A 12,268-nucleotide genomic window follows, 5' to 3' on the forward strand; every position below is an offset into this window, starting at 1 on the left:
ACAAGCGGCGTCAAAAGCCGGGCAAATGAGAAAAATATTCGCACTTGCCCAATTTCTTCGCGGTTTTCTACGCTTCGCGCTGCCCTATTTTCTGCGATCTATCTGTCAATCGAATTCTTCCCACATGGATCCGCAAAACATGAAACTCCTCAAGACCATCGCTGCAGCGGCCTTTATCTCGGCCGCTGCCTTTGCCTCCGCCCAGGCCGGTGAGAGCCTCAACGCCATCAAGTCAGCAGGCGTTTTGAAGATTGGCACGGAAGGCACCTATGCGCCGTTCACCTACCATGACCAAAGCGGCAAGCTCGCGGGCTTCGACGTCGAGATCGGCGAAGCGGTCGCCGCCAAGCTCGGCGTCAAGGCCGAGTTCGTTGAAGGCAAGTGGGACGGCCTGATCGCCGGCCTCGACGCCAAGCGCTACGACACCGTCATCAACCAGGTCGGCATCACCGAAGCGCGCAAGCAGAAATACGACTTCTCCGAACCCTATATCGCCTCCAAGGCAGTGCTCATTGCCCGCGCAGACGACGACAGCATCAAGAGCTTCGCCGACCTGAAGGGGAAGAAATCTGCCCAGTCGTTGACGAGCAACTTCGGCAAGCTCGCCGAGCAATCCGGTGCTGAGCTCGTCGGTACCGAAGGCTTCGACCAATCGATCCAGCTCGTGCTGACTGGCCGCGCCGATGCGACGATCAATGACAGCCTCTCTTTCCTGGACTTCAAAAAGCACAAGCCAGACGCAAATGTGAAGATTGCGGCCGAGCAGGAAAATGCCGACTACTCCGGCATCATCATCCGCAAGGGAGAACCGGAACTTCTCGAGGCGATCAACAAGGCATTGGCCGATATCAAGGCAGACGGCACCTACAAGAAGATCGCCGATAAATATTTCGGCCAGGACGTATCGAAGTAAGCGCTTCGAAGGGCGGTTTCCTGCCGCTGGCGCATCCTCTATATCTTTTGAAAGGGCGTCCGGCGAGAACCCGCCGGACGCCCTTTCGTCAAGGAAACAAACCCGTGCCCCACTGGCTTCAACTGATGGCGGAATCGCTACCCACGCTTTTGTGGGCCGGACTGATCTTCACCATCCCGCTGACCCTGCTCTCCTTTGTCTTCGGCCTGGCGCTCGGGCTGGGGACTGCCGTGGCGCGCCTCTTCGGCCCGGCGCCGATCGCCTCAATCGCGCGGTTCTACGTCTGGGTCATCCGCGGCACGCCGCTGCTCGTGCAGCTCTTCGTCATCTTCTACGGCCTGCCGAGCATCGGCATTCTGCTCGATGCCTTTCCTGCGGCCCTGATCGGCTTCACGCTGAATATCGGCGCTTACAGCTCCGAAATCATCCGGGCGGTCATCTCCTCCGTCTCGAAGGGACAATGGGAAGCTGCCTATTCGATCGGCATGAACTGGCGGCAGGCGATGAGCCGCACGATCCTGCCGCAGGCCACTCGTGTCGCCGTGCCACCGCTCTCCAATACCTTCATTTCATTGGTCAAGGACACGTCGCTGGCCGCAGCAATCACCGTGCCGGAGCTCTTCCAGGCTGCACAGCGCATCGTGGCGACAACCTATGAGCCGCTGATCCTTTATATCGAGGCGGCGCTGGTCTACCTCGTCTTGAGCTCCGTTCTCTCCGCGCTGCAGGTACGGCTCGAGCGCCGCTTTGCGCGCTACGGCGGCATGCTGGAGGCAAATGCATGATCGAGCTTTCCAACATCGAGAAGCGTTTCGGCGATGCCATCATCCTCCAGGATATCAGCATCCGGATCCCGGAAGGCACCGTCACTGCTCTCGTAGGTCCTTCCGGCGGCGGCAAGAGCACGCTGCTTCGCTGCATCAACCTGCTTGAGATCCCGACAGCCGGCTCGATCAGGATTGGCGAAGAGACACTGGATTTTGTGCCGGGGAGAAGGGTTGGCTGGCAATCGATCCAGAAGATCCGCCGCCAGACGGGCATGGTCTTCCAGAATTTCCAGCTTTTCCCGCATCAAACCGCGATCGAAAACGTCATGGAGGGCCTGGTGACGGTCCTGAGATGGCCCAGGGAAAAGGCCCGTGCCCACGCCATGGAATTGCTGACCAAAGTAGGCATGGCACATAAGGCGGATGCCTGGCCATCGACGCTTTCCGGCGGCCAGCAGCAGCGCGTGGCGATCGCCCGCGCGTTGGCTCCGTCACCGCGCGTGCTGCTCTGCGACGAACCGACCTCGGCCCTCGACCCCGAACTTTCGGCGGAAGTCGTCGACGTTCTCGGCCGGCTGGCCAGCGAAGGCACGACCATGGTCATGGCGACACATGATCTGCGGCTCGCCTCGAAGATCGCCCATAACGTCGTTTTCCTGGAGGCAGGAAACGTCGTCGAAACCGGCACGGCGAAGTCAATCTTCACGGCACCGGAACGCGAGCGCACCAAACGCTTCATCTCGACGATCAACGCCGCACATAGCTACGATATCTAAGTGGGTGGATATTCGCCTGGGACCGGGTGCTCCTTCTCACAATCTGGACGCTGAGGCCTGCGTGCGGTGGAGCTTGTGACAGTCGGTCTGATTAATGGTTTCCGGGTTGGGATACCCGCCATCTGCGGTTCAAGACCAGGCAGAAAGGGCCTAGTTCTCGCGAAGGCCCCGCCGTCCGCCGTTGAGCAGCGGTGCAAGGGGGTATGTAAACAGGCTGTGTTCGCCATCCATGAGCATCACCTCGGCAGGCATGCCTGAGTGACGTTGCACCTTTTGCGCCCAATGCTGCAGGCTCTTTAGGAAGGACCTTCGACCTTTGGCGATGGAAGTCGGCCCGATCCCTTTCATGATGCCACCACGAATTTGTCCGTTGGTCATCGTGCTGGCCTGTCAGCGGGAAGGCGCTTGATGCGTTTGCATGGACCAGCAAGATGACGGGATCTTGGGTTCGTTCCCGATCCTCCTGAATTTATCCGCTGGACATTGAGGCGTGATGCGCGTCTGGGGTGCGCAGCCTTTATGCCACACACTGTTTCCGCCTTCGCGCCAACAGAGCGGGCTTGTCTTCTCGATGCTTTGGCCGAAATTGTAACAGCGCAGGCCGCGTAGATCGCAACATGACGACTGCGATCTATACCGCCCCGCGTGACAGCCGAAACGCTTGTCCGCTCGCTTGAGGGCCCAACCCCGGCCGCAACCCTCGTTCTCCTCTACTTCACGCGCGCTGCTTTGAGCGCGTTGCCCCACCAGGCCAGCTGATCGAGCTGCTTGCCGGCGGTATCGATAAGGTGCTGGTAGTCGTTGAGGCTTTTACCTTCCCTGGCAACGCCGATATATTCGGGCAGGGAGATATGCACGCCGGTCTTCACCGAAGCCGCGCCCATTTCTACGAAGATCAAGCGAAGCTGTTCGACGGCACGCGCGGCACCGACACCGCCATACCCAACGAAGGCAACCGGCTTTTGGACGAAATCGCCGAGGTCGATGGCATTCTTGAGAACGGCCGTCGGGCCGTGATTGTATTCGGCAACGGTGAGGATGAAGGCGTCAAACTCGCGCAGCTTCTTCTTCCAGCGCTCCGCCGTCTCGCTCTCAGCTTCCCTTGCACGTGCTTCGCCGAAGAAAGCCATGGGGTAGTCGAGGAGATCGAGCACCTCGACCTCAAATTCGCCCCGATGCGCGGCAATCTCGGCGATCCACTTGGCCGGATGATCGGCAAAGCGGCCGATGCGTGTGCTGCCGACGATAACTGCAATCTTGAGCTTGTTCATTTTTCGGGCCTTCCTGTCCATTCCACAAAAGGGTGGCCCGCGCCACCCTAACCCTCAGTTTTAGCCGGCATAGCTCACCAGCAGATCCTTGGCGTCGATCTGGTCGCCGGCCTTGACGAGCACTTCGGCGATCGTGCCGTCCTTTTCGGCGTGGATCGCCGTCTCCATCTTCATGGCCTCGATTGATACAAGCACGTCGCCGGCGCTGACGGCCTGGCCGGGCGAGACAAAGACGCGAGAAATAACGCCCGGCATCGGCGCACCGACATGGGCGGCGTTTCCAGGCTCGGCCTTGCGGCGGGCAGCGGCACCGGAAGCGCCATGCGCACGATCCGGCACCTTGATGCGGCGCGGCTGGCCGTTGAGCTCGAAGAACACCGTCACCATACCCTGGCTGTCGGTCCCGCTCATCGCCTGGTTGACGATGACCAGCGTCTTGCCCTTTTCGATGTCGGCAAAGAGTTCTTCGCCGTCGGCAAGCCCATAGAAATAGGCAGGTGTAGGCAGGACGGAGACCGGTCCATAGGTGTCGGATGCGAGCGCAAAGTCGGTGAAGACCTTGGGGTACATGAGGTAGGAGGCAAATTCGAAATCATTGACCGTTCGTTCGAGTTTGATCTCGATCGACCGGCGCTCGGCATCGAGATCGGCTTCCTCGAGCAATGATCCCGGACGTACCGTATACGGCTTTTCGCCCTTCAGCGCCTTGTTTTGCAGCGCTTCGGGCCAGCCGGACGGCGGCTGCCCGAGATCGCCCTTCAGCATCGAAACGACAGATTCGGGAAACGAAACCTCCTTCTCCGGGCTGACGACATCGGCAACCGTAAGATCCTGGGAAACCATCATCAGCGCCATATCGCCCACGACCTTCGAAGACGGCGTCACCTTGACGATATCGCCGAACATCTGGTTGGCGTCGGCATAGGCCTGCGCCACCTTGTGCCACTTCGTCTCCAGCCCAAGCGAGCGGGCTTGCTCCTTGAGATTGGTGAACTGGCCACCCGGCATTTCATGCAGATAGACTTCCGATGCGGGCCCCTTGAGGTCGCTTTCGAAGGCGGCGTACTGGTTCCGCACCGCTTCCCAGTAGAAGGAGATGCGTCGGATCCATTCCGGATCGAGCCCCGGATCGCGCTCGGAACCGGAGAGCGCCTCGACGATCGAGCCGAGACAGGGCTGCGAGGTGTTGCCGGAAAGCGCATCCATGGCCGCATCGACCGCGTCGACGCCGGCATCGACGGCTGCAAGCACGGTCGCAGCGGCAATGCCGGACGTATCGTGCGTATGGAAATGGATCGGCAGGCTGGTCGCGTCACGCAGGGCCTTGAAGAGCACCTTTGCAGCAGCAGGCTTCAGCAGACCCGCCATATCCTTCAGCGCAATGATGTGAGCTCCGGCCTTTTCGAGCTGAGCGGCAAGATCGGTGTAGTATTTCAGGTCATATTTGGGGCGGGCCGAATTCAGGATATCGCCGGTGTAACAGATCGCCGCTTCGCACAGCTTGTTTTCTTCAGCGACCGCATCCATCGATACGCGCATGTTTTCGACCCAGTTCAGGCAATCGAAGACGCGGAAGAGGTCGATGCCGCCCTTTGCGGCCTGCCGGACGAAGTATTTGACGACATTGTCGGGGTAATTTTTGTAACCGACGCCATTGGCGCCGCGCAGCAGCATCTGCAGGAGCAGGTTCGGGGCGCCTTCGCGGATCAGCGCCAGACGCTCCCATGGATCTTCCGTCAGGAAGCGCATGGAAACGTCGAAAGTCGCACCACCCCAGCATTCGAGCGACAGCAAGTTCGGCAGCGCATGGGCATAGGTACCGGCGACGCGGGCGATGTCGTAGGTGCGCATGCGTGTCGCCAGAAGAGACTGATGGCCGTCGCGCATCGTCGTATCGGTTATCAGCACGCGCTTTTCGCCTCGCATCCACTCACCGAACTTCTTCGGGCCGAGCTTGTCGAGACGCTGTTTGGTGCCGTCCTGAACCTTGCTGCCGTTGGCATAGGGAACGACCGGCACTGCAGCATTTTCAAGCGGCCGCGGCCTGTCCTTGGCCTCGGGATGACCATTGACGGTGACATCGGCGAGGTAGGTCAGGAGCTTCGTCGCGCGGTCCTGGCGCTTGACCTGCTGGAAAAGTTCCGGCGTCGAGTCGATAAACCTAGTTGTATAGCTGTTGTCCTTGAACTTCGGGTGTCCGATGATCGCCTCAAGGAAGGTGAGGTTGGTTGCCACGCCGCGAATGCGGAATTCACGCAACGCCCGGTCCATGCGGGAGATCGCCTCGAGCGGATTCGGCGCCCAGGCCGTCACTTTGACGAGCAGTGGATCGTAATAGCGGGTGATGATGGCGCCGGAATAGGACGTGCCACCATCGAGACGGATGCCGAAACCCGAGGCCGAGCGATAGGCAGTGATGCGGCCGTAGTCCGGGATGAAGTTGTGTTCCGGATCTTCCGTCGTGATACGGCACTGCAGCGCGTGGCCGTTGAGCCTGATATCCTGCTGCTTGGGAACGCCTGATTCCGGTGTGCCGATGGCAAAGCCATCGAGGATATGGATCTGTGCCTTGACGATATCGATGCCGGTCACGACTTCGGTAACCGTGTGCTCGACCTGGATGCGCGGATTGACTTCGATGAAGTAGAATTTCCCGGTATCGGAATCCATCAGATATTCGACGGTGCCGGCGCCGATATAGTTCGTCGCCTTGGCGATCTTCAGAGAATAGGCGGCGAGCTCCTGGCGCTGCGCTTCCGAAAGATAAGGTGCCGGCGCGCGCTCGACGACCTTCTGGTTGCGGCGCTGGATGGAGCAGTCGCGCTCGAAGAGATGCACGACATTGCCATGCGTATCGCCAAGCACCTGGCTCTCGACATGGCGGGCGCGCTCGACGAGTTTTTCGAGATAGACTTCATCCTTTCCGAAGGCGGCCATCGCCTCGCGCTTGGCTTCAGTCACCTCACGGGCAAGATCCTTCGGGTCGCGAATGGCGCGCATGCCGCGCCCGCCGCCGCCCCAGGAAGCTTTGAGCATGACAGGATAGCCAATCTCCTCGGCCATGCGGGCGACTTCCTTCATGTCGTCCGGCAGCGGATCGGTCGCCGGAACCACCGGCACGCCGACAGAGATCGCCAGATTGCGCGCGGCGACCTTGTTGCCGAGCTGGCGCATCGTATCGGCCTTCGGGCCGATAAAGGTGATGCCGGCCTGATTGCAGGCATCCACGAATTCAGGGCTCTCCGACAGGAGGCCATAACCCGGATGGATGGCATCGGCGCCGGACAGCTTGGCAACGCGGATCACTTCATCGATCGAAAGGTAGCTTTCGATCGGCCCGAGATCGCGGTCAAGATGCGGCCCGCGGCCGACCTGATAGCTTTCGTCCGCCTTGAATCGGTGCAGCGCCAGTTTGTCCTCTTCCGCCCATATCGCGACCGTTTTTATCCCCAGCTCATTGGCCGCGCGGAACACGCGGATGGCAATTTCGGAACGATTGGCAACGAGTATCTTGGATATGGGCAATGCGCTCTCCTCACGGCATCGAAACGGGCAATGCTGCACCCGCGAAGAAAATTCTTAACGCGCCGTAACAGAAAGTTCAATTTCCCTTGCGAAATAGAATTTCCCAAAAGCGAGGGTCACGCGCTGAACTACATGACCAGTCCGTGCCGGAAAGCCAGCGCCACTGCCTGCTGGCGGTTCTTGGCCTTCAGCTTGTCCTGCAGCCCATTCATATACCAATCGACCGTATGGTTCGATATGCTGAGTACCTTGCTGATCTCCATCGAGGTCAGGCCGTCGGCCAAATAGTGCAGGATTTCGAGCTCGCGGCGTGTCAGCGACATATCGAGCAATGAAGCGCTTTCGAGTGATTTGGCTTCACCCTTGAGATCAAGCAGCCGCCAGAACGCTTTGCGCGCGACCGTTTCGAACAACGATATCTCGACCGGCGACAGTTCCACGGGCCCACCCCCGACGCTCAAGTTTCCGAGTACGCCGCTCTTGCCGTGAATGGGGAAGATGTAGCCGTCGCGCAGGCCGTGGGCGTGGGCATCCGCCATCATCTGTTCCATTCGCCGCTGATGCGGATCGCGCCGGTAGGCGGCAAGGCTTTCCTTCCATCGAAATGGCCTTTGCGCCTGCGCTAGATACCGGACCGTTGGATCTATGAGGACATATTTTTTTGCAACATATGTTTGCGGCCACTTTTCGGGCCAATGCCCGGCAAGTACGAGGCTCCAGGGATCCTGGCTCTGCCTCAGATGGCGCAGCAATCCATAATATTCAAAGCCATAGGAACGAACGGCTCGCTGCAGTTCCTCAACCACGTTTTCGGGCTTCGTGCATTCCTCGATGACGACGAGCAATTGAACCAAGGTATGAATATTCACAGAAAGTTCCTTGCCCAGGCAATGGGCGATCGGTGAAGTCGGTCGGACCGCCTGAACGTGGCAACGACGGATCTTCGATTAACAAGCTGGCTCCATATAAAGTTTATGGATTGCTAATGCTTCGTTTAAATACAAGTGGAAATTGTTGCACTCCCGATCGGTTGAGGGGTTTGTGCTGCGGTTATCTCGTCACATCCTGCAGAAACCTCTCACCTGAATGCGCCGTTAATCGTCGGTTCAGGTGTTTTTTCATAGCATCTCGCCATCCCGTTATTTGCAGATGCACACAAGAGGTACCGCCGTGTCATTATTCAAGGTCTATGCAAGAGCTTTGCGCTACCTTGGCGCTTACAAGCTCCGCGTATCCCTGGTGGTCGTTGCGAACATTGTTCTGGCCGCGATCACGATTGCGGAGCCTGTTTTGTTCGGTCGCATCATCGATGCCATTTCAGGCAACGGGGAGGTCAAGCCCATTCTGTTCATGTGGGCTGGATTTGCCGTCTTCAATACGATCGCCTTCGTTCTGGTCGCCCGTGAGGCGGACAGGCTGGCCCATGGCCGGCGTGCGACTTTGCTGACGGAAGCTTTTGGCCGCATCATCTCGATGCCGCTCTCCTGGCATCACCAGCGCGGGACGTCGAACGCGTTGCATACGTTGCTGCGCGCTTGCGAAACGCTCTTCGGTCTCTGGCTCGAATTCATGCGCAATCACCTGTCGACCGCCGTCGCCATTGCGCTTCTGGTGCCGACTGCCATGGCCATGGACCTTAGATTGTCCGGCGTGCTCGTCGTGCTTGGTCTTGCCTACTGGCTGATCGGCCGCCTGGTCATGAGCCGAACGAAGGACGGACAGGCATCGGTCGAGAACCACTATCACACCGTTTTCTCGCATGTGAGCGATTCGATCAGCAACGTTTCGGTGCTGCACAGCTACAACCGCATCGAAGCTGAAACCAAGGCGCTCAAGGGCTTTGCCGACCGTCTCCTTCAGGCTCAGTACCCGGTCCTCGACTGGTGGGCCCTTGCCGGTGCCTTGAACCGGATGGCATCGACCATCGCCATGATGATCATCCTTGTGATCGGCACGCTTTTGGTGCAGGCCGGCGAACTGCGGATCGGTGACGTCATCGCCTTCATCGGCTTTGCAAACCTTTTGATCTCGCGTCTCGACCAGATGCGCCAGTTCGCTACGCAGATCTTCGAAGCCCGCGCGAAGCTTGAAGACTTTTATACGCTCGAAGACTCCGTTCGCGAGCGCGAAGAACCTGCGGGCAATGCCGACATCAAGGACGTCAAGGGCGAAGTCGAGTTCCGCGACGTCTCCTTCGGCTTCGGCAACTCGTCGCAGGGGCTGCACAATGTCTCCTTCTCGGTGAAGCCCGGTCAGACAGTTGCGATCGTAGGCCCGACCGGTGCGGGTAAAACGACGCTCGTCAACCTGCTGCAGCGCGTCTACGACCCGGACAGCGGCCAGATCCTGGTCGATAGCCACGACATCACCAAGGTTACCCGCAGGTCGCTGCGCCGTTACATCGCCACCGTGTTCCAGGATGCGGGCCTGCTGAACCGTTCGATCAGCGACAATATCCGCCTTGGCCGGGAAGGCGCCAGCGAGGAAGAGATGCGCCGTGCTGCCGAAGCGGCAGCGGCGGCGGACTTCATCGAGACGCGCGAGGAACAGTATGAGACGCATGTCGGCGAGCGTGGCAACAGGCTCTCGGGCGGGGAGCGCCAGCGTGTGGCCATCGCCCGCGCCATCCTCAAGGACGCGCCGATCCTGGTTCTCGACGAGGCGACCAGCGCGCTGGACGTGGAGACCGAGAACCGCGTGAAGGCGGCGATCGACAACCTTCGCCAGAACCGCACCACCTTCATCATCGCCCACCGCCTCTCGACGGTTCGTGAAGCAGACAAGGTGCTCTTCCTCGACAATGGCCGGATCGTCGAACAAGGTAGTTTCGATGAACTCAGCCACAGCAACGGCCGCTTTGCAGCGCTGCTTCGTGCCAGCGGTATCCTGACGGACGAGGAAGTCCGCAAGGCCCATACGACCGAAGCTGCATAACCCCAGGTTCGGAGACGAACATGAAAGGCCGGCTTCAACTTCCGGCCTCATACATTCAGAGGCCGGAACATTGTTATGATGTTCCGGCCTCGCTTGTCATTGGGTGAAGCATTACGGCGCAAGGCGGTTGGGCTTTCCGCCCCTCGACGCCTTCCTCCTGAGGGATGATGGCCGGCGGATGGAGACTTGGTTCGCGTTGCCAGCGCTTCCGCCGCCCAGACGGCGGCTGCGGCAGCGGACGGCGCCTTATCGCGTCAGAGACGACGGCGCCTTCTGTCTTGTCTGGCGCGGCTTTCGGATAGAGCACGCAACTGATGCCTCTCTACCAGAGCGGCTTGAACCGCAGCCTGGAAGGACAAGACGCGCTCGCGGATCTTCTCCTCGCGCAAGCCGCATCGCGCCAGCTCGTCCGCCAGCAAACGGCATTCGGCTTTCCAGAACGCGACCGCTGGCTCTCCGTGAAGATCATCGAGCGTCGCGGCGCAGCGCTCGATATCGCCGGGCCGGGGGATGCTTGGAAATATCACGATTTCGCTTGCGGTCAGCGCGGCGAGAGGGGTGTCGAAAGAAGATGCCATCGAATCAATCCATGTTTCCATGAGACTGTTAGGCTTGTGTTGGTTAACGTTTACCTTCTCTTACGGAATAAAGCCGTTGCGCGGGCATCAATGAACCTCAAGCCAACGCCCCAGCCGATCTTCTGCTGACGCGTTGGCTTACGTTGTCAAGATTGGGCGCGCTGGTGCGCAGGCCCGCTCTCTTCGGCAGTACTTTGAGTACGCGGTATCAGGCGTGCGACCACGAGCACCAGCAGCGCGGCGGCAGCCAGGGATGCGGCAAGAAAGAACATCGGCGCAATCGTGCTACCTGTACTGTCCTTGATCCAGGGTACGACGTTCTGGGCGACGAAGCCGCCGAGATTACCGACGGAGTTGATTGCGGCGAGCCCGGCCGCCGCACCCGCGCCTCTCAAAAACCGCGACGGCAGGCTCCAGAAGACCGGCTGGCCGGCGAAGATGCCCGCTGCAGCGATGCACAGGAATGCGAACTGGACGCCATGGTCCGGAATAACAGCGGAAAGGACAAGGCATATGGCGCCCAGCAGTGCAGGGACGACGATATAAGGCGTCTTTGAAGCGGCCCTGTCTGCCATCGACGGAACGATGTAGAGCGCCACGGCCACGAGCACCCAGGGTATGACGTTCAGAAAGCCGTTGGCCGTGTTGCTGACGCCGAACTCCTTGACGATGGTCGGGAGCCAATAGCTGAGGCCGTAGGCTGCAAGGGGAAAGCCCACGTAGCACAATGCCATGAGAAGTACCTTCGGATTGATGAGCGCCTTGAAGCCATTCTCGGCGTTCTTGTCCATGTCTGCATTTTCGGCCTCGATCCTGCGTCTGAGCCAGCTCTTCTCGGCATCGCTCAAGAACTTCGCATTCTCGGGGCGATCCGAGAGGTAAAGCAGTGTGACCACGCCCGCTATGACGGCGGGAATACCGGTCGCGATGAACACCCATTGCCAGCCGGCGATGTCATAAAGCCCGTCGAGATCGAGCAGCATGCCGCCCAGAGGCGCGCCGACGGCATTGGCAAGAGCGCTGAAGATCATGAAAAGTCCGACCATCGTACCGCGATAGGCGGACGGATACCAAAGTGTCAGCAGATAAAGGACGCCTGGAAAGAACCCGGCTTCGCAGGCGCCGAGAAGAAAGCGAAGGATGTAAAACATCGTCGCATTCTGTGTGTAGGCGAGGGCGATGGTAACTGCGCCCCACGACAGCAAAATACGGGCAAACCATTTGCTGGCGCCGTACCGCTCGAGCAAAAGATTGCTCGGGACTTCAAACAGGAAATAACCGATGAAGAAGAGCGAGGCGCCGAGGCCGTAGGCATATTCGCTCATGCCGAGGGCGCCGACCATTTCCAGCTTGGCGAAGCTGACATTTTGGCGATCGATGTAGGCGATGAGATAAAGAACGCCTAGGAACGGCATGAGCCGCCAGGTGATTTTGGCAATCAGTTGCTTTTCGTCAATCATGTTTTTTCCTCGGGCAAATCCTTTGGGCGGGTACGGAAGGGGCT

Annotated in this window: 9 protein-coding genes; 4 read left to right on the forward strand and 5 right to left on the reverse strand. The window is 59.4% G+C overall.

Features of this window, described 5'->3' with window-relative positions; all coding sequences use genetic code 11:
* Positions 1–139 precede the first annotated feature (139 nt).
* The 3 genes from AM571_RS19945 to AM571_RS19955 all read left to right on the forward strand — a co-directional run bounded on the left by AM571_RS19945 (position 140) and on the right by AM571_RS19955 (position 2,456).
* Positions 140–913: an amino acid ABC transporter substrate-binding protein gene (locus tag AM571_RS19945; protein WP_074063379.1), complete on the forward strand. Its 774-nt coding sequence runs from the start codon at positions 140–142 to the stop codon at positions 911–913.
* A 104-nt stretch (positions 914–1,017) separates the two neighbouring features.
* Positions 1,018–1,698: an amino acid ABC transporter permease gene (locus tag AM571_RS19950; protein WP_074062891.1), complete on the forward strand. Its 681-nt coding sequence runs from the start codon at positions 1,018–1,020 to the stop codon at positions 1,696–1,698.
* Positions 1,695–2,456: an amino acid ABC transporter ATP-binding protein gene (locus AM571_RS19955; RefSeq protein ID WP_074062892.1), complete on the forward strand. Its 762-nt coding sequence runs from the start codon at positions 1,695–1,697 to the stop codon at positions 2,454–2,456. The genes AM571_RS19950 and AM571_RS19955 overlap by 4 nt, the downstream gene beginning before the upstream one ends.
* Positions 2,457–3,166: 710 nt before the next feature.
* Here the strand turns inward: AM571_RS19955 and AM571_RS19965 are convergent.
* The 3 genes from AM571_RS19965 to AM571_RS19975 all read right to left on the reverse strand — a co-directional run bounded on the left by AM571_RS19965 (position 3,167) and on the right by AM571_RS19975 (position 8,121).
* Positions 3,167–3,727 carry an NADPH-dependent FMN reductase gene (locus tag AM571_RS19965; RefSeq protein WP_074062894.1) on the reverse strand — a complete coding sequence of 187 codons (561 nt, stop codon included), beginning with the start codon at positions 3,725–3,727 and terminating at the stop codon, positions 3,167–3,169.
* A 60-nt stretch (positions 3,728–3,787) separates the two neighbouring features.
* Positions 3,788–7,252, reverse strand: coding sequence for a pyruvate carboxylase (gene pyc / locus AM571_RS19970; RefSeq protein ID WP_074062895.1), 3,465 nt, complete (start codon positions 7,250–7,252; stop codon positions 3,788–3,790).
* A gap of 128 nt (positions 7,253–7,380) precedes the next feature.
* Positions 7,381–8,121, reverse strand: coding sequence for a helix-turn-helix transcriptional regulator (locus AM571_RS19975; RefSeq protein WP_074062896.1), 741 nt, complete (start codon positions 8,119–8,121; stop codon positions 7,381–7,383).
* Between the two features lie 301 nt (positions 8,122–8,422).
* Between AM571_RS19975 and AM571_RS19980 the strand changes: the two genes are divergently transcribed.
* The gene (locus AM571_RS19980; protein ID WP_074062897.1) at positions 8,423–10,186 is read left to right on the forward strand and encodes a glucan ABC transporter ATP-binding protein/ permease; all 1,764 of its coding nucleotides are present in this window, start codon (positions 8,423–8,425) and stop codon (positions 10,184–10,186) included.
* 254 nt (positions 10,187–10,440) lie between these two features.
* On the opposite strand, the gene AM571_RS19985 is transcribed toward AM571_RS19980, so the two are convergent.
* Positions 10,441–10,764, reverse strand: coding sequence for a DUF6074 family protein (locus tag AM571_RS19985; RefSeq protein WP_074062898.1), 324 nt, complete (start codon positions 10,762–10,764; stop codon positions 10,441–10,443).
* A gap of 146 nt (positions 10,765–10,910) precedes the next feature.
* On the reverse strand, positions 10,911–12,224 hold the full coding sequence (locus AM571_RS19990) for an MFS transporter (RefSeq protein WP_074062899.1): 1,314 nt from the start codon (positions 12,222–12,224) through the stop codon (positions 10,911–10,913).
* Positions 12,225–12,268 lie beyond the last annotated feature (44 nt).

Origin of the sequence: Rhizobium etli 8C-3 (assembly GCF_001908375.1) — a bacterium.
Classification (GTDB): Bacteria; Pseudomonadota; Alphaproteobacteria; order Rhizobiales; family Rhizobiaceae; genus Rhizobium; species Rhizobium etli_B.